25 protein-coding genes are annotated in these 22,278 nt (G+C 70.8%); 12 read left to right on the top strand and 13 right to left on the bottom strand.

Going from position 1 to position 22,278, the window contains the following annotated elements:
• The first annotated feature begins 4 nt into the window (after positions 1-4).
• The gene (locus tag DFR69_RS26740; protein ID WP_110040547.1) at positions 5-373 is read left to right on the top strand and encodes a hypothetical protein; all 369 of its coding nucleotides are present in this window, start codon (positions 5-7) and stop codon (positions 371-373) included.
• Positions 374-391: 18 nt separating this feature from the next.
• On the opposite strand, the gene DFR69_RS26735 is transcribed toward DFR69_RS26740, so the two are convergent.
• The 11 genes from DFR69_RS26735 to DFR69_RS26685 form a co-directional block, all read right to left on the bottom strand.
• Positions 392-1,261 carry an acyl-CoA thioesterase gene (locus tag DFR69_RS26735; RefSeq protein WP_110040546.1) on the bottom strand — a complete coding sequence of 290 codons (870 nt, stop codon included), beginning with the start codon at positions 1,259-1,261 and terminating at the stop codon, positions 392-394.
• Between the two features lie 41 nt (positions 1,262-1,302).
• Positions 1,303-2,721 (bottom strand): pyruvate kinase, encoded by a 1,419-nt coding sequence (pyk, locus tag DFR69_RS26730; protein ID WP_110040408.1) that lies wholly within the window; start codon positions 2,719-2,721, stop codon positions 1,303-1,305.
• Positions 2,722-2,792: 71 nt separating this feature from the next.
• The gene (locus tag DFR69_RS35720) at positions 2,793-3,470 is read right to left on the bottom strand and encodes an amino acid ABC transporter permease (protein WP_110040407.1); all 678 of its coding nucleotides are present in this window, start codon (positions 3,468-3,470) and stop codon (positions 2,793-2,795) included.
• Positions 3,471-3,473: 3 nt separating this feature from the next.
• Positions 3,474-4,232 (bottom strand): amino acid ABC transporter substrate-binding protein, encoded by a 759-nt coding sequence (locus tag DFR69_RS35715; RefSeq protein ID WP_186817409.1) that lies wholly within the window; start codon positions 4,230-4,232, stop codon positions 3,474-3,476.
• Positions 4,233-4,395: 163 nt separating this feature from the next.
• A complete protein-coding gene (locus DFR69_RS26715) occupies positions 4,396-4,929 on the bottom strand; it encodes a TM2 domain-containing protein (RefSeq protein WP_110040406.1) in 534 nt (177 codons plus the stop codon).
• A gap of 135 nt (positions 4,930-5,064) precedes the next feature.
• The gene (lgt, locus tag DFR69_RS26710; RefSeq protein WP_186817410.1) at positions 5,065-6,192 is read right to left on the bottom strand and encodes a prolipoprotein diacylglyceryl transferase; all 1,128 of its coding nucleotides are present in this window, start codon (positions 6,190-6,192) and stop codon (positions 5,065-5,067) included.
• 109 nt (positions 6,193-6,301) lie between these two features.
• Positions 6,302-7,102, bottom strand: coding sequence for a tryptophan synthase subunit alpha (gene trpA / locus DFR69_RS26705; protein ID WP_110040404.1), 801 nt, complete (start codon positions 7,100-7,102; stop codon positions 6,302-6,304).
• The gene (trpB, locus tag DFR69_RS26700; RefSeq protein ID WP_186817408.1) at positions 7,099-8,358 is read right to left on the bottom strand and encodes a tryptophan synthase subunit beta; all 1,260 of its coding nucleotides are present in this window, start codon (positions 8,356-8,358) and stop codon (positions 7,099-7,101) included. Before trpB ends, trpA begins: the two co-directional genes overlap by 4 nt.
• Positions 8,355-9,176 carry an indole-3-glycerol phosphate synthase TrpC gene (gene trpC, locus DFR69_RS26695; RefSeq protein WP_110040403.1) on the bottom strand — a complete coding sequence of 274 codons (822 nt, stop codon included), beginning with the start codon at positions 9,174-9,176 and terminating at the stop codon, positions 8,355-8,357. The genes trpB and trpC overlap by 4 nt, the downstream gene beginning before the upstream one ends.
• 172 nt (positions 9,177-9,348) lie before the next feature.
• Positions 9,349-10,047: a TIGR02234 family membrane protein gene (locus DFR69_RS26690; protein ID WP_110040402.1), complete on the bottom strand. Its 699-nt coding sequence runs from the start codon at positions 10,045-10,047 to the stop codon at positions 9,349-9,351.
• The gene (locus DFR69_RS26685; protein WP_110040401.1) at positions 10,044-11,582 is read right to left on the bottom strand and encodes an anthranilate synthase component I; all 1,539 of its coding nucleotides are present in this window, start codon (positions 11,580-11,582) and stop codon (positions 10,044-10,046) included. The genes DFR69_RS26690 and DFR69_RS26685 overlap by 4 nt, the downstream gene beginning before the upstream one ends.
• 134 nt (positions 11,583-11,716) lie before the next feature.
• Between DFR69_RS26685 and DFR69_RS26680 the strand changes: the two genes are divergently transcribed.
• From DFR69_RS26680 to DFR69_RS26665, 4 genes are all read left to right on the top strand, one after another.
• Positions 11,717-11,992: a hypothetical protein gene (locus tag DFR69_RS26680; protein ID WP_110040400.1), complete on the top strand. Its 276-nt coding sequence runs from the start codon at positions 11,717-11,719 to the stop codon at positions 11,990-11,992.
• A 105-nt stretch (positions 11,993-12,097) separates the two neighbouring features.
• The gene (locus DFR69_RS26675) at positions 12,098-12,568 is read left to right on the top strand and encodes a peroxiredoxin (protein ID WP_110040543.1); all 471 of its coding nucleotides are present in this window, start codon (positions 12,098-12,100) and stop codon (positions 12,566-12,568) included.
• 70 nt (positions 12,569-12,638) lie between these two features.
• Positions 12,639-13,199, top strand: a complete 561-nt coding sequence (locus tag DFR69_RS26670; protein WP_110040399.1) for a permease — start codon at positions 12,639-12,641, stop codon at positions 13,197-13,199.
• 207 nt (positions 13,200-13,406) lie between these two features.
• On the top strand, positions 13,407-13,817 hold the full coding sequence (locus DFR69_RS26665) for a MarR family winged helix-turn-helix transcriptional regulator (RefSeq protein WP_244198487.1): 411 nt from the start codon (positions 13,407-13,409) through the stop codon (positions 13,815-13,817).
• On the opposite strand, the gene hisI is transcribed toward DFR69_RS26665, so the two are convergent.
• Entirely contained in the window at positions 13,814-14,158 is a 345-nt protein-coding gene (gene hisI, locus DFR69_RS26660; RefSeq protein ID WP_110040397.1) for a phosphoribosyl-AMP cyclohydrolase, read from the bottom strand. The genes DFR69_RS26665 and hisI overlap by 4 nt on opposite strands.
• A complete protein-coding gene (locus DFR69_RS26655) occupies positions 14,155-15,456 on the bottom strand; it encodes a PucR family transcriptional regulator (protein WP_110040396.1) in 1,302 nt (433 codons plus the stop codon). Before DFR69_RS26655 ends, hisI begins: the two co-directional genes overlap by 4 nt.
• A 148-nt stretch (positions 15,457-15,604) precedes the next feature.
• Between DFR69_RS26655 and DFR69_RS26650 the strand changes: the two genes are divergently transcribed.
• The 7 genes from DFR69_RS26650 (at position 15,605) to DFR69_RS26620 (ending at position 22,258) form a co-directional block, all read left to right on the top strand.
• Positions 15,605-16,363, top strand: a complete 759-nt coding sequence (locus DFR69_RS26650; RefSeq protein ID WP_110040395.1) for an ABC transporter ATP-binding protein — start codon at positions 15,605-15,607, stop codon at positions 16,361-16,363.
• A 14-nt stretch (positions 16,364-16,377) separates the two neighbouring features.
• Positions 16,378-17,085: an ABC transporter ATP-binding protein gene (locus DFR69_RS26645; protein ID WP_244198478.1), complete on the top strand. Its 708-nt coding sequence runs from the start codon at positions 16,378-16,380 to the stop codon at positions 17,083-17,085.
• A complete protein-coding gene (locus DFR69_RS26640; RefSeq protein WP_110040393.1) occupies positions 17,082-17,960 on the top strand; it encodes a branched-chain amino acid ABC transporter permease in 879 nt (292 codons plus the stop codon). Before DFR69_RS26645 ends, DFR69_RS26640 begins: the two co-directional genes overlap by 4 nt.
• On the top strand, positions 17,957-19,000 hold the full coding sequence (locus DFR69_RS26635) for a branched-chain amino acid ABC transporter permease (RefSeq protein WP_244198477.1): 1,044 nt from the start codon (positions 17,957-17,959) through the stop codon (positions 18,998-19,000). Before DFR69_RS26640 ends, DFR69_RS26635 begins: the two co-directional genes overlap by 4 nt.
• The gene (locus DFR69_RS26630; protein ID WP_110040392.1) at positions 18,990-20,240 is read left to right on the top strand and encodes an ABC transporter substrate-binding protein; all 1,251 of its coding nucleotides are present in this window, start codon (positions 18,990-18,992) and stop codon (positions 20,238-20,240) included. The genes DFR69_RS26635 and DFR69_RS26630 overlap by 11 nt, the downstream gene beginning before the upstream one ends.
• Before the next feature lie 37 nt (positions 20,241-20,277).
• Positions 20,278-21,030 (top strand): DUF8020 domain-containing protein, encoded by a 753-nt coding sequence (locus DFR69_RS26625; protein WP_110040391.1) that lies wholly within the window; start codon positions 20,278-20,280, stop codon positions 21,028-21,030.
• Between the two features lie 85 nt (positions 21,031-21,115).
• On the top strand, positions 21,116-22,258 hold the full coding sequence (locus DFR69_RS26620; protein WP_110040390.1) for an acyl-CoA dehydrogenase family protein: 1,143 nt from the start codon (positions 21,116-21,118) through the stop codon (positions 22,256-22,258).
• Positions 22,259-22,278: the final 20 nt, after the last annotated feature.

Here is a 22,278-nt window from a genome sequence, read left to right as displayed (position 1 = left end):
GTACGTGACCCCGGAAACCCGCGACCGCGTCGTCGCCAGCGTCCGGCGGGTGCTCGACGACCATCTCCAGGACCGCGACGTCTTCGCGTGGCGGTTCACGCTGCCCACCGACGCGGCCGATCCGGTCCACCGGGACCTCGAATCACAATGGCGCGCCGCGCATCCCGGCGCCGATCCGGGCACCGAGGCCACCTTCGAGATCGCGCTCAGCCTGGTCGGCGATCCGGTCGATCTCACCGACGACGAGATCGCCGACCTCGAACACGGCCTGGTGCTCGCGGTGTACGGCGCGGCCAGCCACGCGGTCCCGTTCCGGCTGCGCGCCCATCAGCGCACCGACCTGGAACTCGAACTCGACCACGAGCACCACTGACGCGCCCTGGCGCCGCGATCAGCGGGCCGGGAAGTGCCGGATGACGCCTTCCTGGACGGTGGTGGCGAGCAATTCGCCGCTGCGCGAATAGAACCGGCCGGTCGCCAGCCCGCGCGAGCCCGCGGCCACCGGCGACTCGGTCGCGTACAACGTCCAGTCGTCGAAACGGAACGGGCGGTGGAACCAGATCGAGTGGTTCACCGTCGCCGCGAGAATCCGGTCCAGCCCCCACGACAGACCGTGCGTGGTGATGATCGAATCGAGCACGGTGGTGTCGGAGGAGTAGCCGAGGGCTGCCACGTGTAGCAGCGGATCGTCGGGCAGGGTTCCGTCGGTGCGCATCCACACGCGATTGTGGTTGAGCTTCTCGCCGGTGCCCTTGAGGATCCACGCCGGATCGTTGGTGTAGCGCATGTCGATCGGGTGCGGAGCGTTGATGAACATCTCCAGCTTGTCCTCGAAGCCGGTGAAGCTCTCCTCGATCCGGGGCAGCGTCTCCGGATCGGGCACCTGGGGACCCTCGTGCGCGTGTTCGAGGCCCTTGCCCCAGTCCTGGAACGCCGCCAGCATGACGAACAGCTCCTGGCCGTCCTGGCTGGCGGTCACCGTGCGGTTGGCCAGTGCCCGACCGTCACGGTGCCGCTCCACGTGATATTCGATCGGCTTCTTCACGTCACCACCGCGCACGAAATGCGCGTTGATCGCGTGCAGCGGCCGGGCACCGGCGGTGCGGCCCGCGGCGACGATCGCCTGCGACACCAACTGCCCGCCGAAGGTGCGGCTCCACACCTTCTCCGGATGGTTGCCGACGAAGACGTCCTCGCCGACCGATTCGAGATCGAGCAGGTCCAGCAGCACCCGCAGATCCGGTGACTGCTCCCCTGACACGGTATCGACCTCGATCGATCCGCCCGCCGAACTACTCACGACTAGTGGTCCTCCTCGCCGATGCGATGCACGTGGATCAGGTTGGTGGAACCGACGGTACCCGGCGGGGAACCGGCCACGATGACCACCAGGTCACCCTTGCGGTACCGATCCAGGGACAGCAGCGCCTGATCGACCTGATGGATCATCGCGTCGGTGGTCTCCACCATCGGCACGATGAAGGTCTCGGTGCCCCAGGTGAGCGTCAGCTGGCTGCGCACCTCCGGCAGCGGGGTGAAGGCCAGCAGCGGCAGCGGGGTGTGCAGCCGCGCCAGCCGGCGCACGGTGTCGCCGGACTGGGTGAAGGCCACCAGTGCCTTGGCGTTGAGGCGCTCGCCGATGTCGCGCGCGGCGTAGGAGATCACGCCGCGCTTGGTGCGCGGGACGTGGGTCAGCGGAGGCACCCGGTTCGTCTCGGACTCCACGGCGGTGACGATGCGGGCCATCGTGCGCACGGCGTCGATCGGCCACGCGCCGACCGAGGTCTCGCCCGACAGCATCACCGCGTCGGCGCCGTCGAGCACCGCGTTGGCGACGTCGGAGGCTTCCGCGCGGGTCGGGCGCGAGTTCTCGATCATCGACTCCAGCATCTGGGTGGCGACGATGACCGGCTTGGCGTTCTCGCGCGCCATCTGGATGGCCCGCTTCTGCACCAGCGGCACCTGCTCGAGCGGCAGCTCCACGCCGAGATCGCCGCGGGCGACCATCACCGCGTCGAAGGCGAGCACGATCGCCTCGAGGTTGTCGATCGCCTCCGGCTTCTCCAGCTTGGCGATGACCGGCACCCGACGGCCGACCTTGTCCATGATGTCGTGCACGAGTTCGATGTCGGACGGCGAACGCACGAACGACAGCGCGATGAAGTCGACGCCCAGCTTCAGCGCGAATTCGAGGTCCTCGATGTCCTTCTCGGACAGGGCGGGCACCGACACGTCCATGCCGGGCAGCGACAGGCCCTTGTTGTTGCTCACCGGGCCGCCCTCGGTGACCCGGCAGACGACGTCGTTGCCGTCGATGCTCTCCACGGTCAGGCCGACCTTGCCGTCGTCGACGAGCAGGCGGTCGCCCGCCTTGGCATCCTGCGCGAGCTGCTTGTAGGTGGTCGAGACGCGGTCGTGGGTGCCGTCGACCTCGTCGACCGTGATCCGCACCTGCTCGCCGTTGGCCCAGGTGGTGCGGCCCTCGGTGAACCGGCCGAGCCGGATCTTGGGGCCCTGCAGGTCGGCGAGGATGCCGACCGCGCGGCCGGTCTCGTCCGAGGCCGCGCGGACCATCTTGTAGTTGTCGGCGTGGTCGGCATGCTCGCCGTGGCTGAAGTTCAGCCGGGCCACATCCATGCCGCTTTCGACGAGTTCACGAATACGGTCCTGGGTGGCAGTGGCCGGCCCGAGGGTGCACACAATCTTCGTCCGTCGCATCACGACCGCAAGCCTAGTCCCCCCGCTACCCGCCGTCGTTTCGCCGGTCGGGTGTTATCCCGGAGTTCACGAAATCAGCGGCGCGCGAGGGCCACGTGCCGCGACAGCCGGGTCTCCAGCCGGGTCTGGCCCATGCCGAGGATCAGGCAGATCACCCAGTAGTACAGGGCCGCCACGCCGTAGAGCGCGAAGAAGTCGAAGGTGGGCGCGGCCGCCAGCTGGGCGGTGCGCAGGAGTTCGGTGACCAGGATGGTCGAGGCCAGCGAGGTGTCCTTGACCAGGGAGATGAGCGTGTTCGACAGCGGCGGCACCGCGATCCGCGCGGCCTGCGGGAACACCACGTACCAGAGCGTCTGCGGGTAGGTCATGCCCAGCGACTCCGCGGCCTCCCACTGCCCGTGGGCGACGCTCATGATCGCCGAGCGCACCACCTCGGCCGCGTAGCCACCGACATTGAGGCTGAACGCGATCACGGCCGCCGGGAACGGGTCGATGACGATCCCGAACTGCGGCAGCGCGTAGAACACGATGAACAGCTGCACCAGCAGCGGCGTGCCGCGGATGATCGAGATGTAGAAGCGGGCCGGCACCGACAGCACCCGCTTGGCCGACATCCGCGCCAGCGCGACGCCCACCGCGATCGCCAGGCCGATGACGAAGCTGATCGCCGTCAGCGGCAGTGTCGCGGTGACCGTGGCCTTCAGCATCGGCCACAGGTTGTGCCAGATCAGCTCCCTGGTCGCGGCATCCATCCGCTATTTGCTGACGTCGGTGCCGAAGTACTTCTCCGACAGCCGGGCCAGGGTGCCGTCGGCGCGCAGCTGCTCGAGCGCCTTGTCGATGTCGGCGATGAGGGCGGCGTCGTCCTTGCGCGCGGCGAAGGCCTGCTTGCTGGTCTCGCCGGTCTTGCCCGCGATCTTGATGCCGGTGTCACCGGTCTTCTTGGTGTACTCGCCGACGGCGAGGGTGTCGTTCACGGTGACGTCGACCCGGCCCGCCTTGAGCAGCTGCACCGCCTGCACGAAACCCTCCACCACTTCGACTTTCGCGCCCGCGTCCTTGGCGACCTGGTTCCAGTTGCTGGTCGCGGTCTCGGCGGCGGTCTTGCCCGCCAGGTCGGCCAGCGTGGTGACGGTGGTGTTGTCGGCCTTGGTGACGATCACACCCTCGGAGGTCGTGTACGGCTGCGACAGCGAGTACTTGGCGGCGCGCTCCGGCGAAACGGTCACCTGGTTGGCGACCAGATCGAACCGCTTGGACTCGAGGCCGGCGAAGATGGAGTCCCAGGGCGTCTGCACGAATTCCACCCGCTTGCCGAGCTTCTCGCCGACCGCCTGCGCGACCTCGACGTCGTAGCCGGTGATGGCGCCGTTGTCCTGGTAGCTGAACGGCGCGTACGTGCCCTCGGTGCCGATCTTCAGCACGTTCGGGTCGGCGTCGGACGAGCAGGCCGACAGACCCGTCGCGGCGACGGCAGCGAGTACGGCGGCGGCAAGCAGTTTGCGCACGTTCATCCCTTTCTCCACTGCGCGCATCGGGCACGCGCAGGCCAGGCGACGCTACGGCGCCGCGGCAGACCGACACAGAGTATCGCTCATCGTGATCGCAATTCCGGTGGGGAAACGCGAAACGGGTGCCCCGCACCCGGCGGGACACCCGTGACAGGGGTGCGGACGGTCAGTCGCGCAGCGGGCGGCCCTGCGCGTCGGGCACCTTGCCGGTGAGCATCATGATGCCGTCGATCAGCGGCCAGATGGCGCCGATGCCACAGGTCAGCCAGACCACCGCGATCTGGGCGATGCCGAGGCCGGTGTAGCCGAGGTAGAAGCGACCGACACCGAAGCTGCCGAGGAAGATCTCGAGCAGGCCGGCCATCAGCTTCTGCTTGTCCGAGAACGGCACGCCGTACATGTCGCGACCGTACGGGGCTTCCGGGTCGGCCGGGTTGTAGCCCTGCGGCATGGCGCCGTAGACGGGCTGGCCGTACTGCGGCTGACCGTACGGGTCGGCAGGCTGGCCGTACTGCGGCTGCGGCTGGCCGTACTGCGGCTGACCGTACCCGGGCTGCTGCTGGCCGTAGCCCGGCTGCTGCGCGTACGGGTCCGAGGGCTGACCGTACGCGGGCTGACCGTACTGCGGCTGCGAACCGGAGTCCTGCGGCTTGTTCAGGTCAGGGCCGTACTGCGGGTTGGGGTTGTAGGGGTCGGTCACTCATGTCCTCCATCATTCGTGCGGGTACCCGTCGTGGCCCCCGGCGCACCGACAGCGCGCGACACTCACTCGATTTATCGCGACGGGCGTCGGGAATGTTGCCCGACGCCCGCCGATTTCGCCACCCCGTGGTGGTCAGGACTTCTTCAGCACCGTGGCGGCGTCGTCCTTGTCGCCGGACTCCGCCTCGGTGGCGGTGTCGGTGTCCTCGCCCGTGCCCGGCGCCTCGTCCGCGGAGGCGGCGGACGCCGTCGCGGTCTCGCGCTCGGCGGGTTCGGCAGCGTCCTCGTCCTTCGAATCCGCCTGCGCGGCGGCGGTTTCCGTCGCGGCGGCACTGTCGGCCGCGCCGGCGGCGCGCAGCGCCGAGAACTGCCACGGCCACGGGCGCGGTTCGCCGTCGGGCTGCAACTGGGCCGGGGTCTCGCGGCCCTTGGTCGCCAGCGCGAAGTACGCCATGGCGCACAGGAAGACGATGGCCGAGGTGAAGGAGTTGATCCGGATGCCGAGGATGTGCGTCGCCTCGTCGCTGCGCATGAGCTCGACGAAGAAGCGGCCGAAGCTGTAGCCGGCGACATACAGCGCGAACAGGCGGCCGTGGCCGATCTTGAAGCGCTTGTCCAGCTGCACCAGCAGGATCACCACCAGCACGTTCCAGACCAGCTCGTAGAGGAACGTGGGGTGTACGACCTCGAGCACCCGGCCGGTGGAGACGCCGTTCATCATGTCGCGCGCGCCGGTGTCGGCGTCGAAGCGCTCGTAGATCTCGAGACCCCAGGGCACCTCGGTGGTGCGGCCGTAGAGCTCCTGGTTGAAGTAGTTGCCGAGGCGGCCGATCGCCTGCGCGAGCAGCACCGCGGGCGCGATCGCGTCGCCGAGCGCGGGCAGCGGGATCTTGTAGATCCGGCAGCCGATCCAGGCGCCGACGCCGCCGAGGAACACCGCGCCCCAGATGCCGAGGCCGCCCTGCCAGATGTAGAGCGCCTCGATCGGATGCTTGCCGGGGCCGAAGTACTTCTGCCAGTCGGTGGCCACGTGGTAGAGCCGGCCGCCGACGAGGCCGAACGGCACCGCGAACATGGCGACGTCGAGGACCGCGCCCGGCTTGCCGCCGCGCTGTTGCCACCGGCGTTCGCCCCACCAGATGGCGACGACGATGCCGAGGATGATGAACAGCGCGTACGCCCGCAGCGGGAAGGGTCCGAGCTGCCAGACGCCCTGCGGCGGACTCGGAATGTAGGCCAGGACTGAGTTCACGGCCACCAGGCTAGTGGACGCCCTTACCGCCGCGTGGCCGCGACCCTGACGGCGGATGCCGCGACGGTGACAGCCGAGAGCCCGCCCCGCGTGTCGGCGGGACGGGCTCGGGGCACCACTAGGAGCGGACGGTCGCCGAGCGCACGCCCTCGGCCAGCTCCGAGGTCAGCGCGCGGACCGCGTCCAGACCCTCGGCGGCGGCCGTGACCAGGGCCGAGCCGACGATCACGCCGTCGGCGTAGGCGGCGATCTCGGCGGCCTGGGCCCCGGAGCGCACGCCGAGGCCGACGCCGATCGGGATGTCGGAATGCGCACGGATGCGGGCACACAGCGCGGGGGCGGCCGAGGAGACCGCGTCGCGCGCGCCGGTGACGCCCATGGTGGAGGCGGCGTAGATGAATCCGCGCGACGCCTCGAGCGTCTTCACCAGGCGTTCCTCGGTGGAGGACGGCGCGACGAGGAAGATGCGGTCGAGGTTGTGCGTGGCCGAGGCGACGAACCAGTCGTCGGCCTCGTCGGGGATCAGGTTGGGCGTGATGATCCCGGCGCCACCGGCCGCGGCCAGGTCGCGGGCGAAGGTGTCGACGCCGTACTTGAGCACCGGGTTCCAGTAACTCATGACCACGGCCTGCCCGCCGGCGGCGGTGATCGCCTCGACGACGGAGAACACGTCGCGCACCCGCACGCCGCCGCGCAGCGCCTGCTCGGCGGCGGCCTGGATGGTCGGGCCGTCCATCACCGGGTCGGAGTAGGCGACGCCGACCTCGATGATGTCGCAGCCGGCCTCGACCATGGTCCGGCAGACCTCGATGGACCCGGCCAGGTCGGGGTAGCCCGCGGGCAGGTAGCCGATCAGGGCGGCCCTGCCCTCGCCACGCGCCGCCGCGAACGTGTTCGCGAGACGAGACTGCTGACTCACTTCTCGTGCTCCTCGGCGTCGTCGTCGAACAGGCCGAACCAGTGGCCCGCGGTGTCCATGTCCTTGTCGCCGCGACCGGACAGGTTGACCAGGATGATCGCGCCCTCGCCGAGCTCCTTGCCCAGCTTCAGCGCACCGGCCACCGCGTGCGCGGACTCGATCGCCGGGATGATGCCCTCCGAGCGCGAGAGCAACAGCAGCGCGTCCATCGCCTCGGTGTCGGTGATCGGCGCGTACTCGGCGCGGCCGATGTCCTTGAGGTGGGCGTGCTCGGGGCCGACGCCCGGGTAGTCGAGCCCGGCCGAGATCGAATGCGATTCGATGGTCTGGCCGTCCTCGTCCTGGAGCAGGTACGAGTACGCGCCCTGGAACGCGCCGGGGGTGCCGCCGGTGAAGGTGGCCGCGTGCCGTCCGGTCTCGACGCCGTCGCCTGCGGCCTCGTAGCCGATCAGCCGGACACCCGCGTCGGGGATGAAGGCGTGGAAGATGCCGATGGCGTTGGAGCCGCCGCCGACGCAGGCCACGACCGCGTCGGGCAGCCTGCCCGCGCGCTCGGTGATCTGCTCGCGCGCCTCGATCCCGATGATGCGCTGGAAATCGCGCACCATCAGCGGGAACGGATGCGGGCCCGCGGCGGTGCCGAAGCAGTAGTAGGTGTCGTCGGCGTTCGAGACCCAGTCGCGCAGCGCCTCGTTGATGGCGTCCTTGAGGGTCTGCGAGCCGGTGGTCACCGAGACGACCTCGGCACCGAGCAGCCGCATCCTGGCCACGTTCAGCGCCTGGCGGGCGGTGTCGACGGCGCCCATGTAGATCACGCAGTCCAGGCCGAGCAGGGCGCACGCGGTCGCGGTGGCCACGCCGTGCTGACCCGCGCCGGTCTCGGCGATGACGCGGGTCTTGCCCATCCGCTTGGCCAGCAGCGCCTGCCCGAGCACGTTGTTGATCTTGTGCGAGCCGGTGTGGTTGAGGTCCTCGCGCTTGAGGAAGATGCGCGCTCCCCCGGCGTGCTCGGCCAGGTTGGCGCACTCGAAGACCGGCGAGGGCCGGCCGGTGTAGTCGCGCTGGAGGCGGTCGAGCTCGTCGAGGAAACCGTGGTCGGTGCGGACCTTGTCGTACTCGGCGGTGACCTCCTCGATCACCGCCATCAGCGCCTCGGGGACGTGTCGTCCGCCGTAGACGCCGAAGTGGCCGCCCGCGTCGGGCTCGTAGTCGCTGTGCTGGGCGACGCCGGCACTGGCCTGGGGCAGGGCGCTCACCGGATGCTCCGCCGGGCCGGCTTCGGGCAGGACGGGTGGGTACCGGCGGTCACCAGCTCCGACACCGCGGCACGCGGGTTGCCGCTGGTCACCAGGCCCTCGCCGACGAGCACCGCATCGGCGCCCGCGCCGGCGTAGGCCAGCAGGTCGGCGGTGCCGCGGATGCCGGACTCGGCCACCCGGATGACCTCCGAGGGCAGGCCGGGCGCGATCCGCGCGAACACGTCGCGATCGACCTCGAGGGTCTTGAGGTTGCGGGCGTTGACGCCGATCACCGACGCGCCCGCTTCCAGCGCGCGGTCGGCCTCCTCCTCGGTGTGCACTTCCACGAGAGCGGTCATGCCCAGTGATTCGGTGCGGTCGATGAGCGAGGACAGCACGTCCTGCTCGAGCGCGGCCACGATCAGCAGGATCACGTCGGCGCCGTGCGCGCGGGCCTCGTGGATCTGGTACGGGCCGACGACGAAGTCCTTGCGCAGGACCGGGATGTTCACGGCGGCGCGGACTGCGTCGAGGTCGTCGAGGGAGCCACCGAAGCGGCGGCCCTCGGTGAGCACGCTGATGATGCGGGCGCCACCGTCTTCGTAGGCCTTGGCCAGGACGGCCGGGTCCGGGATGTCGGCCAGCGCGCCCTTGGAGGGGCTGGCACGCTTCACCTCGGCGATGACACCGATCCCGTCCTCGTGCAACGCGGCTGCGGCGTTCAGCGGCGCCTTGGCGGCGGCCGCTGCGGCTTTGATCGCCTGAAAATCGAGGAGGGCTTCGCGAGCGGCAACATCCGCCCGAACCCCGTCGAGAATCGAGTCGAGTACCGTCATCTGGCTCGAATCCTTTCTGGGGAGACGAACTTCTCACCTGAGAGTCCCCTCAGGCGCTGTCTCACCGATGCTGGACAAGAATAAATGGCCGCCGCCCGTGTCTCTGCGGCGGGGGTGCCGGGCGTCACTGGCGCCCGGCGGGCCGGGGTCACCACGGTGGAGCTGCGGCGGGTCACGGCCTGCGGCCAGGCGACGTGCCGTCGTCGTCGGGTCCCTCGGGGGTGTCGGTGGGGTCGGTGCCCGCGTCGAGGGCGTCCCACAGCACCCGATCCGACAGCGGTGCGGCGGTCCCGGTCTCGTCGCGCCGCTTGCTCACCTGCGCGCTGGCGTCGGCGCGGCGGAACACCGGGTTGTCGTACTTGCCCGAGAGCTGACTGCTCTCGCCGGGCCTGCGGGTCAGCAGCACGCCGGCGATCAGCGCGCAGCATGCCGCCACGATCGACAGGATCGCGGGCGCCAGGTGCACATCGGCGCCGCTGACGACCGCGCGGACCGGCAGCTCGGCCAGGGTGCCCGCGCGCTCCTCGGTCCGGCCCGCCCCGGCGGCCAGCGCGAAGCCGGGCACCGCGGCGACCGCGGCGACCACCGCGATCACCACGCCGAGCAGCTGCCGCAGCACGCCCTTGACCGCGAACACCGCCGCGATCGCGGCGACGAGCACCAGCGCCAGCGGGGTGAGCGCGCCGAACCAGGTGGCGCCGTCGAGGTCGTCGGTGCGGGGTTCGGTGAGCCCGTCGGCGGAGTGCACGGTCACCCAGGTCATCCGCGAGGACACCCACAGGCCCGCCGCGGCCAGCGCCAGCAGCGCCACCGAGACGACCGGCTTGGCGGCCCGCACGGGGGCCGGTGTCGCGGCGGGTTCCTCGCTCACTCGACGCCGCCCTCGTAGGTCCGCAGGGTCTGCGCGGCGGCGATCGCCTTGAGCACCGCCATGGCCTTGTTGCGGGCCTCGGTGTCCTCGTAGACCGGGTCGGAGTCGGCGACGACGCCCGCGCCGGCCTGCACGTAGGCGGTGCCGTCCTTGAGCAGCGCGGTGCGGATGGCGATGGCGGTGTCGGCGTCACCGGCGAAGTCGAGGTAGCCGACGACGCCGCCGTAGATGCCGCGCCGCGTGGGTTCGAGCTCCTCGATGAGTTCCATCGCCCGCACCTTGGGCGCGCCCGAGAGCGTGCCCGCCGGGAAGCAGGCCTGCACGGCGTCGAGCGCGATCTTGCCCTCGGCGAGCTGACCGGACACCGTGGAGACCAGGTGCATCACGTGGCTGTAGCGCTCGACGTGGCGGTACTGGGTCACCCGCACGGTGCCGGGGCGGCACACCCGGCCCAGGTCGTTGCGCCCGAGGTCGACGAGCATCAGGTGCTCGGCGTTCTCCTTCTCGTCGGCCAGCAGGTCCTTCTCGAGCAGGATGTCGTCCTCGGCGCTCGCCCCGCGCCAGCGGGTGCCCGCGATCGGGTGCGTCGTGGCGATCCCGTCCTTCACGGTGACCAGCGATTCGGGGCTGGACCCGACGATGGAGAACGCGGTGCCGCCGTCGCCGTCGGGGATGTGCATCAGGTACATGTACGGGCTCGGGTTGGAGGCGCGCAGCATCCGGTAGACCGCCAGCGGCGACCCGCTGTAGTCCATCTCGAAGCGCTGCGAGAGCACCACCTGGAAGGCCTCGCCCGCCTCGATCTCCTTGATCAGCCTGCGCACGCCCGCGCCGAACTCCTCGGTGGTGCGGCGGCGCAGGAACTGCGGCTCCGGCTGGTCGAACACCGACACGGTCGAGGGCGCGGGAGCGGCCAGCGCGGCGGTCATCCGGTCCAGGCGCGCCACGGCGTCGTCGTACGCGGCGTCGGCGTTCTCGTCGGTGCCGTTCCAGTTCACCGCGTTGGCGATGAGGGTGATCGCGCCCTCGTGGTGGTCGAACGCGGCCAGGTCGGTGGCCAGCATGAGCACCAGCTCCGGCAGTGCCAGGTCGTCGTCGGCCAGCTCGGGCAGGCGCTCGATCCGGCGCACCGCGTCGTAGCCGAGGTAGCCGACCAGGCCGCCGGTCAGCGGCGGCAGGCCGGGCAGGCGTTCGGTGCGCAGGAGCTCGAGGGTCTCGTGCAGCGCGCGCAGCGGATCGCCACCGGACGGGGCGTCGGCGGGCACCGCGCCCAGCCAGGCCGCCTCGCCGTCGACGACGGTGAGCGCCGACGGGCTGCCCGCGCCGATGAACGACCAGCGCGACCACGATCGCCCGTTCTCGGCGGACTCGAACAGGAAGGTGCCCGGCCGGTCGTCGGCCAGCTTCCGGTAGGCCGAGAGCGGAGTTTCGGAGTCCGCCAGCACCTTTCGGGTCACCGGGACCACCCGGTGTTCGGCGGCGAGCAGCCGGAACTGGTCGCGGGTCGTGGTGGTTGGTGTCGACGCGCCCTGCATTTCCCCATCATCCCAGGCGCGGCGCGGCACCCGCGCGCTGGCCCGACCCCCGCGCCGCGACCCGGGGTGATCGCCATCACTACACTCGCGCGCGTTCCATGTCGCATGCGGTAATCCCCTTTCCGAGAGGAGCAATGTTGTACCCCTCGCACCAGGGCGCACAGGACGGCCGGATGGTCGCCCCGTCGCAGCAGCACTACGGTCCCGGTCAAATGTCCGCGGCGAGCGCGCTGACGTCTTTCGTCACCTACGCCAAGGCCATGGAAGACCTGGACGAGAAGCGTTTCCCGGTGGAATACGCCGGGCACCGCGACCGCATCCGGGAGCTCGAGCCGATGTTGCGCGTGCACGGCATCCTCGACGTGATGGAGATCCGCAATCCCGAGATCGCGGCGCTGCTGCAGCGCTAGCCCGGCGCAGTCCGTCGGGGGCGGCACCGAGCACCCGAACAGATCCCCGTTCGCGGGCGGACGGGGATCTTTCGTCGGACCGGCCCTGTCACTAGGGTGACGACCATGCAGCCAGGCCAGCGCGCTCCCCAGTTCGCGCTCCCCGACCAGTCCGCCCAGCTCCGCACGCTCGACAGCTTGCTCGCCGACGGCCCCCTCGTGTTGTTCTTCTATCCCGCCGCGAACACCCCGGTGTGCACGGCCGAGGCCTGCCACTTCCGTGATCTGAGCGCCGAATTCGCCGCGGTGGGCGCCTCGTGCGCCGGCATCAGCACCGACAGCGCCGAGGTGCAGGCCGGGTTCGCCGCCAAGCAGCGGCTCGAGTACCCGGTGCTGTCCGACGCCGACGGCGCGGTGGCCGCGGCCTTCGGCGTCAAGCGCGGACTGCTCGGCAAGCTCGCCCCGGTCAAGCGGCACACCTTCGTCATCGATACCGACGGCACCATTCTGAAGATCGTCACCGGTGAGCTGCGCGCCGCCGTGCACGCCGACGAGGCGCTGGCCTTCCTGCGCGAGCGCGCGAACGCCACCGAATAGCGGGCCCCGCGCGGAAAACGCCGGGCGCCGGATCGGCGCCCGGCGGCGTACCCGCCTCTACCCTGGGGACATGACAACCGGCGAGGTGCAGTCGAACGGTCAGAAGTCCACGGCCGTCGTGTGGCGGAATCGGGCGATCATCACGGTCGCCACGGCGATCGTGCTGGTGATCGCCTATTTCGTTCTCGCGTCGTTCATTCCGCGCTGGTGGGCACAGCGCATCGGCTCGATGGTGCACGGCAGCTTCTCCTCCGGCATCTGGTGGGGCCTGGTCTACGGGCTGGTCTTCACGCTGGTGCCCCTGCTGTTGCTGTTGCTGGCCGTTCGCATGTGGAAACGCAAGGGCGGCAAGTTCATCGCGGGCGCCGCGGTCGTCATCGCCCTGGTCGGCGCGATCCCCAATCTCATGACGCTGACCATCGTGCTGGGCGGCAACAACGCCGCGCACGCCGGTCAGCGCATCCTCGACGTCGACGCGCCCGCCTTCCGCGGCGCCTGCCTCGTCGGCGCCCTGCTGGCCGGGGTGATCTTCCTGGCGGTACTCGCGCTCATGGGCAAGCGCGGCCTCAACCGCCGCAAGGCCGCCAAGGCGGTGCAGGTCCCCGAGCCGCCGATCACGCCCGCCGAGTAGCCGCACGCGCGATAGTCCGCCGCGCGGTGCTGTGAGTGACCTCACGACCGCCGCCAACTCGCGGACGCCACAGCGACGTCGTGGCAAACTCGGTCGGGTGCGCGCCCCAGTACACCAGTCCTGTCGTCCGGCCATGAGGCAGTGCCGGTGAGCGCTCAGTGGCTCGACCCCGTGGAACAGCGCGCGTGGCAGGCGATCGTCGCGCTCATGGCCCGGATTCCCGGCGCGCTCGATACCCGGCTGCAGCGCGAATCCGGACTGACGCACTTCGAGTTCCGGGTGCTCAGCCTGCTGTCGGAGGAACCTGGGCACCGACTGCAGCTGAGTGATCTCGCCCACAAAGCAAATGCGTCGCTATCGCGACTCTCGCACGTGGTGTCCAAGCTGGAACGACTCGGCTGGGCGCGCCGCGACAGCACGGCGGGCAGGCGCGGGGTCAACGCGGTGCTCACCGACGAAGGATTCGAAATGGTGCTGGCGGCCGCGCCGGGCTATGTCGACGCGGTGCGCAGGCTGGTGCTGGACGCGCTCGACCCCGACCAGATCGCCCAGCTGGCCGACCTAGGGGAAACGGTCTCGACGCGGCTGAACGCCGTGCTCGCCGAGGAGGGCTGCTAGTCCGCGGCCAGCAGCACGTCGGTGTCGAAGCAGGTGTGCGTGCCGGTGTGGCACGCGGCGCCCTCCTGGTCGACGATCAGCAGCACGGTGTCGCCGTCGCAGTCCAGCCGCACCTCGTGCACGTACTGGGTGTGGCCCGAGGTCTCCCCCTTGACCCAGTACTGCTGACGTGAGCGCGAATAGTAGGTGCCCCTGCGGGTTTCGAGGGTGCGGGCCAGCGCCTCGTCGTCCATCCAGGCCATCATCAGCACGTCGCCGGTCGACTTCTCCTGCGCGACGGCGGCGACCAGGCCCGCCTCGTTGCGCTTGAGACGTGCGGCGATGGCGGGATCCAGACTCATGCGTCGTTTATAACAGCCGCGCCCGGCCGTCCGGACTGCCCGGTCTGCAGTTCGATCGCCACGAGCAGCTCGACCAGATCGTTGACGCTGCGCACATTGCGGCCGGTGAGTTCCTGGATGCGCCCGATCCGGTACTTGGCGGTGTTGAGGTGGATGCGCAGAGTGTCGGCCGCTTCGCGCAGGTTCATGTCGGCGGCGGCGAAGGCGCGGATGGTCTCGGCGAGCGAGCCGCCGCGGGCGCGGTCGTCGGCCAGTGCGGCGCCGACGCGGGGGTCCACGAGCTGACGGGTGGTGTCGTCGGCGCGCAGCAGCAGGTACCGGAACGGGGTGAGCTGCGGCAACGCGAGCACGCCGCCGTCCTCGGGCAGGAGCGCGAGCGCGGCCTGGGCCTGCCGGTAGGCGCGCGGGATCTGAGCGACCTCGGTGACCGCGGTGCTCACGCCGACGGCCAGCGAGATCCCCTCGGCGGCCAGCTCGGCCCGCATCGCGCGCAGCCGTTCGCACAGCTGCTCGGCCGATCCGTCGCGGCCCAGCGCGGGAATGGCCACGATCTCGCCGCCACGCACCACCGACAGCGTGCGCAATCCGTTCACGCCGACCCGCGCGGCCGCCGCCGACACCAGCCGCGCTGTCTCGCCCTGGGTTTCGGCAGGCTCGAGCACGACGGCGGTGACGACGAGCAGCGGCGTGGTGCGGTCGGCGCCGATGCCGTGCGCGGTGGCCACCGACAGGTGCGGCCCGCCCGCGGGCAGGGTGCCGTCGAGCAGCGCGTCCATCAGCGCCTGGCCGTCGCGGCCCGACTCGGCGGCCACGTACTGCTGGAACTCCAGATAGGCGTCGGTGGCCTGGTTGCTGATCAGGTCGGTGTAGCGGGCCAGCGGGCCGGCCAGGGACAACACCGCTTCCCGCCCGGCCTCGCCGTCGCCCGCGTGGGCGAGCAGTGACTTCCAGATGGCGCGCTGGCCGAGGCGGAACGCGGCGATGTAGTCGACAAGCGGCAGCCCGGACCGGGCGCGGCGGGCGGCCGCCTGCCTGGCGTAGGTGACATCGGCCGGGGTGACGCGCTTGCGTTCGAGCAGGGCGCCGAGGCCGGTGCGGCTCAGGCGGGCCAGCTGGTCGTGGACGTCGGCGAGGAAACCGGGGTCGTCGGTGCCGTAGCCCGGGAGCTCCTCCCGGATCTTGGCCATCACGTCGTCGGCGATGTCGTCGGCGTGGGCGTAGGCGCAGCCGACGATCCGCACGCGCTCGGCCTGCACCGAGCCCGGCTGCACGGCGAGCGACTGTGATCCAGCTGACATATTCGGGAAGTGTGCAGGTCCGATTTGCCGGTGTCAACCGGCGACCGCGCGGCGCCCCCCGCCCTGTCCGCCGTGGACGAGATCGGCGGCGAAACTTGGTCCGCAGCGTCCGATGTGACCCCTGAACTGCGAATTTAATCTCGACGCCATGCTCGAGATAACCAACCTGACGGTGCGCTTCGGCGGCATCACCGCCCTGCGGGAGGTCGGGTTCACGGTGGCTCCCGGTGAGATGGTCGGCCTGATCGGACCGAACGGCGCGGGTAAGACCACCCTGTTCAACTGCCTGACCCGGCGCCACCGCCCGACCTCGGGCACACTGCGGTTCCGCGACACCGACCTGGCCACGGTGCGCCCCGACGCGCTGGCCGGGCTCGGCATCGCCCGCACCTTCCAGAACCTCGGCCTGTTTCCCCGGATGTCGGTGCGCGACAACGTCCTCGTCGGCGCGCACCACCGGGCCGGGGCGGGGTTCCTCTCGGCGGGCCTGCGCGCACCGAAGGTGCGGCGCGAGGAACGCGCGCTGCGCGCCGAGGCCGACGCGCTGCTCGCCCGCCTCGACCTGTCCGCCGTCGCCGACCATCCGGCCGCCGGCCTGCCGTTCGGCACGCTCAAGCGGATCGAACTGGCCAGGGCGCTGGCGGTGCGGCCACGGCTGCTCCTGCTCGACGAGCCGGTGAACGGCCTCAGCCACGGCGAGGTCGACGAGTTCGCCGAGCTGCTGCGCGGGCTGCGGGCCGATCTGGACCTGACCGTCGTGGTCGTCGAACACCACATGGGATTCGTCATGGGCACCTGTGACCGGGTGGTCTGCCTGGAGTTCGGCGCGGTCATCGCCGAGGGCGAACCCGAAGCGGTGCAACGGGATCCGGCGGTCATCCGCGCCTACCTGGGAGCTGCGGCGTGAAGGATTTTCTTTCGGTGACCGACCTGCACGCCGGCTACGGCGCGGCGAAGGTCCTGCACGGCGTGAGCTTCGGGGTCGCCGAGGGCGAGGTCTGCGCGATCCTCGGCCCCAACGGGGCAGGCAAGACCACGCTGCTGCGCGCGCTGTGCGGCATGGTCAAGGTCCGCGGCACGCTGCGGCTGGGCGAGACCGAGGTGACCGGCCGCGCGCCGGAAGCCATGGCGCGCCTGGGCGTGGCCCACGTGCCGGAGGGGCGCGGCACCTTCGCGCCGCTGTCGGTCGAGGAGAACCTGCGGCTGGGCGCGTACACCCGCCGCGACCGCGCGGCCGTGGAGGCCGACCTGCGCCGCGTCTACGACTACTTCCCGATCCTGCGCGACAAGCGCCGCGACCCGGCGGGCGGATTGTCCGGCGGCCAGCAGCAGATGCTCGCCATCGGCCGGGCCCTGCTGCTGCGGCCGCGGGTGCTGCTGCTCGACGAGCCCTCGCTGGGGTTGTCGCCGCTGGTGACCCAGGAGCTGTTCGGGATCGTGCACACCATCAACGAAGAGGAACGCACCACCGTGATCGTCGTCGAACAGAACGCGCACCTGGCGCTGGGCATCGCCCACCAGGCGCACGTGCTCGAGTCCGGGCGGATCGTGTTGTCGGGCACCGCGGCACAGATCCGCGCCGACGAGCAGGTCACCCGCTCCTACCTGGGAATCCGGGTGCGGCCGTGACCGAATTCGCCCAGCAGCTCGTCGAGGGACTCTCGGCGGGCGCGATCTACGCCGGGCTGGCCCTGGCGCTGGTCCTGATCTATCGCTTCACCGGGATCGTCAACTTCGCCCAGGGCGAGCTGGCCATGTTCTCGGCGTTCCTGGCCTGGCAGCTGAGCCAGACGATGCCGTTCTGGGTGGCGCTGCCGCTCACCCTGGCGCTGTCCTTCGGCGCGGGCATGCTCATCGAACGGGTGATCATCCGCCCGGTCGAGGGCGCGCCGGAGATCACCCTCGTCATCGTGACGGTCGGCCTGTTCTTCACCGTCAACGCGGTGGCGGGCTGGATCTGGTCATACCAGGTGAAATCGTTCCCGAATCCGTTCCCGGAGGGCGCCTTGCGCGGTGCGGGTGTGAGCGTCGGCTACGGCAGTCTCGGGATTCTCGCCGTCGTCGGCGTGGTGATGGGCCTGCTGTATCTGCTGTTCCGCTACACCGGGATCGGCCTGGCCATGCGGGCGGTGGCCTGCAATCCGGCCTCGGCCCGGCTGGTCGGGATCCGGGTCGGCACGGTGCTGGCGCTCGGCTGGGGGCTGGCCGCGCTGGTCGGCGCGGTCTCGGGCGTGCTGTCGGCGCCGCTGCTGTTCCTCGAGCCCAACATGATGGGCGGGGTCCTGCTCTACGCCTTCGCGGCGGCCACCCTCGGCGGATTCGACTCCCCCGGTGGCGCGGTGGCCGGCGGCCTGATCGTCGGCGCCGCCGAAACCCTCACCGGCGCGTACGTCGATGCGATCGGCACCGAACTCAAGATCGGTGTGCCGCTGGTGATCATCCTGGGCGTGCTGCTGGTGCGCCCGCAAGGTCTGTTCGGACACGCGGCGGTGGAGCGGGTATGAGCGAGTTGAACACAGTCCCGGCCACGACGGCCCCGGCCGCCCCGGCGAAACCGGTCGCCCGCGGCCTCGGCCGGTGGCCCTGGCCGACGATCGCCACGGCGGCCGTGGTGCTGGTGGCCTGCGCGGCGCCGTTCCAGCTGGTGCCCTTCCACACCTTCCAGCTGGCGATGGCCATGATCTACGCGGTCACCCTGCTCGGGCTGAACCTGTTGGTCGGCCACACCGGACAGATCTCGCTGGGCCACGGCGCGTTCTTCGCCGTCGGCGCGTACACCGCGGCCGTCGCGATGCACCAGTGGGACACCCCGTATCTCGCGACCCTGCCCCTCGCGGCGGCCGTGACATTCGCCCTCGGTTTCGCGCTCGGCATCCCGGCGCTGCGGCTGCGCGGGCTGTACCTGGCGCTGGTCACCCTGGCGATCGCGGTCTTCCTCGTCCCGCTGCTCAAGCGCTTCGACGGGCTGACCGGCGGCTCGATGGGCATCACCGTCACCAAGCCGCAAGCGCCGCTGTGGACCGGACTGGCCGAGGACCAGTGGCTGTACTTCCTGGCGCTGGCCGTCACCCTCGCGAGCTTCGCGCTGGTCGCGGGCATGCTGCGGTCGCGGGTCGGGCGCGCGCTGCACGCGGTGCGCGACAACGAGATCGCGGCCGAGGTGCTCGGCGTGAACCTGGCCCACTACAAGACTCTGGCGTTCGCCTGGAGCGCGCTGCTCGCCGGCGTGGCCGGATGCGTCTACACCTGGGTGATCGCCTTCGTCTCGCCGGACTCGTTCGCGCTGACGCTGTCGGTGACGCTGCTGGCCGGGCTGGTCGTCGGGGGGCTCGGCACCACCTGGGGACCGCTGCTGGGTGGGCTGTTCGTGCTCTTCGTGCCGAGCTTCGCCCAGGACGTCAATCAGGCGGCGCCCGGCGTCATCTTCGGACTGCTGATCATCGCGGTCATGTACCTCGCGCCCACGGGCCTGGCCGGGCTGGCCGGCCGCCTCGCGCGACAGCTCGGACCTCTGGTTCGGAAAGGGAGAACACATGCGCACTAAGGCGTTCCACGCCCTCGGCCTGGCGGCGGCACTGCTCGCGACGCTCACCGCGTGCGGCGGCCGCGGCGCCGACACCGGCACCGTCGGCTCGGGCGACTGCCGCGGCCAGCAGACCACCGGCATCACCGACACCACGATCAAGCTCGGCGGGGTGTATCCGCTGTCGGGTCCGGCCTCGGCCTACGGCGAGGTGCCCAAGGGCATCAAGGCCTACTTCGACTACATCAACGCCGAACAGGGCGGCATCGACGGACGCAAGGTCGAGTACCTGGTGCGCGACGACAGCTACCAGCCGCCCAAGACCGTCGAGGAGACCCGCCGCCTCGTCGAACAGGACCAGGTGTTCGCGATCTTCCAGACCCTGGGCACGGCGACCTCCTCGGCCGTGGTCGACTACCTCGGCCAGCGACAGGTGCCGCAGGTGTTCGTCGCCACCGGTGCCACGAAATTCGGCACCGACACCGAACATCCGTGGACCATCGGCTGGCAGCCCAGCTACCACACCGAGGGCAGCGCCTACGCCGAGTACATCGAGAAGCAGCGCCCGAACGCCACGGTGGCCGTGCTCTACCAGAACGACGACTTCGGCAAGGACCTGCTCGGCGCGTTCACCGAGGGCATCGCGGGCAGCGGCGTCAAGGTGGTCGCGCAGCAGAGCTTCGAGGTCACCGATCCCACCGTCGACCCGCAGGTCCGCAATCTGGCCAACTCGAAAGCCGATGTGCTGCTGAACTTCTCGACCCCGAAGTTCGCCTCGCAGGCCCTGGCCGCCGACGTGCGCAACACCGAGTGGAATCCGCTGCACGTGGTGACCCAGGTGTCGAACACGATGGCCACCCTGCGGCCGGTCGGCCTGGAGAACGTGCGAGGCGCGGTGACCGCGGCCTTCCTCAAGGACGCGGCCGACCCGCGCTGGGCAGGCGACGCGGGCATGCAGACCTACCGCGCGAAACTGGCGCAGTACGGCCAGGGCGCCGACCCGGAGAACCAGCACACCATGGGCGGCTGGGCGATGGCCGAGAGCTTCCACAAGACGATGGCCGCCGCGAAGTGCCCCACCAGGGAGGGCCTGCGCGACGCGATGCGCTCCCTCGACGACGTCGCCGCGGGCCTGCTGCTGCCCGGAATCACCATGAAAACCGGTGCGGGCGACGGCTTCCCGCTCGAATCCGTCGGCATCCAGACCTTCACGGGCACCCACTGGTCGCTCACCGAGGGCCTGTTCAGCGCCGGCAACTAGTTCCCCGAAGTACACCACCGATCGATGAGGATCACCGATGAAGATGTCCACCACGCTCGCGACCGCCGCTCTGACGGCCCTTGCCCTCGGTGTCGGCACCGGCACCGGCCACGCCGAACCGGCACCGGCGCAGACCGAAGTGCACTACGAGGTCAGCAGGCAGGGCGATGCCGCCGTCGTCACCACCGGTGACGGCAAACTGACCGTCGTCGACGGCCAGCTGGTGCTCACCACCGCCGCCGACGTGCCGGTCGCGGCGCTGCCGCTGTCGTATCGCCTCGACGACAAGCTGTTTCCGATCGCGGCGACCGTCGAGGGCGGCAAGGCGACGCTGACGCCCGCCCGCGAGGGCGGCACCCCGGTGGCGGCCGCGACCGACCTGATCAGCGCGGACGCGGCGGCGAAGCAGATCGCCGAGTCGTTCACCCCGCGCGATCAGACCGCGCTCGGTGTGCTCAGCCAGCGGCTCGGCATCGGCAGCGCGGTGGCCGCGATCGTCGGCGCCGTGGTGGGCGGCGGGGTCGGCTGCCTGATCGGCGGCGCGGCGGGCGCGGCGATCGCCAGCCCGGTGATCGCGCTGCTGGTGCCGTGGGTCGGCGCGACCGTCGCCGGCTGTGTGCTCGGCGCGGCCACCCTCGGCGCGGTCGGCACCATGGTGGGGCTGATCACCGTCGGCGGGCCGCTGGCGCTGTTCTCGGCCTACCAGTACTTCTCGACGATCCTCGCGCCCTGCCCGGCCGAGCTCGGCGCCTACTGCAAGGATCCCGCGGTCCCCGCGCCCGCGAAGTAACACGGCCTTACCGCATCTCGCCGTCCCGCCCGCACCGCCGGGCGGGACGGCTCGTGGCCGTACGTCGGCCGGTCAGGAGATCGTCATGCGCAGAACAGTGTTCGACGCCGGGCACGACGCGTTCCGAGCGCGCATCCGCGCCTTCATCGACGCCGAGGTCGTCCCCAGCTTCGGCAAGTGGTACGACGACGGCCTGGTACCGCGCGAATTCTATTACCGGCTGGGCGAACTCGGCGTCTTCGGGATCGAGGCGCCGGTCGCCTTCGGCGGGGCGGGGCAGTCCTCGTTCGGGTACCGGGCGGTGCTGGCCGAGGAGATCGCCAGGGCCGCCGTCTCGTTCGGCGGGTCGAGCGCGCACGTCACCCGGTGTCTGCCGCTGGTGCGTACGCTGGCCACCACGGCGCAGCAGCAGCGCTGGTGGCCCGGAATCGTCACCGGCGAGACGATGTTCGCGCTCGCCGTCGCCGAGCCAGGCGCCGGGTCCGAGCCCGCGGACATGCGGACCACCGCGCCGCTGGGCACCGACGGCGTGTACGTGGTGAACGGCTCCAAGACCTTCGTCACCGGCGGGGTGCACGCCGACCGCGTCATCGTGTGCGCGCGGACGGCGGCGCCGCGGGCCGACGATCCGTCCTACGGTCTCTCGCTGCTGGTGGTCGACACCGCCACGCCCGGCTTTCGCGTCGGCCGCCAGCTGGACACGCTGGGCCGCAAGGTCAGCGACACCGCCGAACTCACCTTCACCGATGTGCGGGTCCCGGTCGCCGACGTGCTCGGTGCCCCGCATCGCGCGGTCGAGCACCTGGCCGCGCAGCTCCCGCGCGAACGGCTCGGCATCGCCGTCAGCGCCTACGCCCAGGCCAAGGCGGCGATCCGGTTCGCCCGCCTGCACACCGCCGAACGCGGTCCCCGTCCCGGTTTCCAGAACACCCGGTTCGAGCTCGCCGCCTGCCGCGCCGAGGTCGACGCCGTCGAGGCGGTCGTCGACCGCGCCCTCACCGCCCACGACCAGGGCGAACTCGACCCCGCCGACGCCGCGTCGGCGAAGCTGTTCGCCACCGAGACCGCGGGCCGGGTGATCGACCGCTGCCTGCAACTGCACGGCGGCACGGGCTATCTCACCGACTCCCCCATCGCCCGCCTCTACGCCGACCACCGCATCGATCGCATCCTCGGCGGCACCGGCGACGCTCTGCGCGCCCTCCTCGCCACCGACATGGGCCTGTAGCCACACTCCCCGCTGACGTC

It is taken from the genome of Nocardia neocaledoniensis, assembly GCF_003182135.1.
GTDB classification, from domain to species: Bacteria; Actinomycetota; Actinomycetes; order Mycobacteriales; family Mycobacteriaceae; genus Nocardia; species Nocardia neocaledoniensis.
The sequence above is the reverse complement of the archived record's forward strand: the minus strand, read 5'-3'. Positions and strand labels throughout refer to the sequence as shown.

Excerpts from the sequence above, each read along its gene's own strand:
- DFR69_RS26680 (WP_110040400.1), top strand. The coding sequence starts at position 11,717 with ATGTTGTACCCCTCGCACCAGGGCGCACAGGACGGCCGGATGGTCGCC.
- DFR69_RS35715 (WP_186817409.1), bottom strand. The coding sequence starts at position 4,232 with ATGAACGTGCGCAAACTGCTTGCCGCCGCCGTACTCGCTGCCGTCGCC.
- DFR69_RS26625 (WP_110040391.1), top strand. The coding sequence starts at position 20,278 with ATGAAGATGTCCACCACGCTCGCGACCGCCGCTCTGACGGCCCTTGCC.
- DFR69_RS35720 (WP_110040407.1), bottom strand. The coding sequence starts at position 3,470 with ATGGATGCCGCGACCAGGGAGCTGATCTGGCACAACCTGTGGCCGATG.
- DFR69_RS26685 (WP_110040401.1), bottom strand. The coding sequence starts at position 11,582 with ATGCAGGGCGCGTCGACACCAACCACCACGACCCGCGACCAGTTCCGG.
- DFR69_RS26620 (WP_110040390.1), top strand. The coding sequence starts at position 21,116 with ATGCGCAGAACAGTGTTCGACGCCGGGCACGACGCGTTCCGAGCGCGC.
- DFR69_RS26675 (WP_110040543.1), top strand. The coding sequence starts at position 12,098 with ATGCAGCCAGGCCAGCGCGCTCCCCAGTTCGCGCTCCCCGACCAGTCC.
- DFR69_RS26630 (WP_110040392.1), top strand. The coding sequence starts at position 18,990 with ATGCGCACTAAGGCGTTCCACGCCCTCGGCCTGGCGGCGGCACTGCTC.
- hisI (WP_110040397.1), bottom strand. The coding sequence starts at position 14,158 with ATGAGTCTGGATCCCGCCATCGCCGCACGTCTCAAGCGCAACGAGGCG.
- DFR69_RS26650 (WP_110040395.1), top strand. The coding sequence starts at position 15,605 with ATGCTCGAGATAACCAACCTGACGGTGCGCTTCGGCGGCATCACCGCC.
- DFR69_RS26670 (WP_110040399.1), top strand. The coding sequence starts at position 12,639 with ATGACAACCGGCGAGGTGCAGTCGAACGGTCAGAAGTCCACGGCCGTC.
- DFR69_RS26635 (WP_244198477.1), top strand. The coding sequence starts at position 17,957 with ATGAGCGAGTTGAACACAGTCCCGGCCACGACGGCCCCGGCCGCCCCG.
- DFR69_RS26665 (WP_244198487.1), top strand. The coding sequence starts at position 13,407 with ATGGCCCGGATTCCCGGCGCGCTCGATACCCGGCTGCAGCGCGAATCC.
- trpC (WP_110040403.1), bottom strand. The coding sequence starts at position 9,176 with ATGACGGTACTCGACTCGATTCTCGACGGGGTTCGGGCGGATGTTGCC.
- DFR69_RS26655 (WP_110040396.1), bottom strand. The coding sequence starts at position 15,456 with ATGTCAGCTGGATCACAGTCGCTCGCCGTGCAGCCGGGCTCGGTGCAG.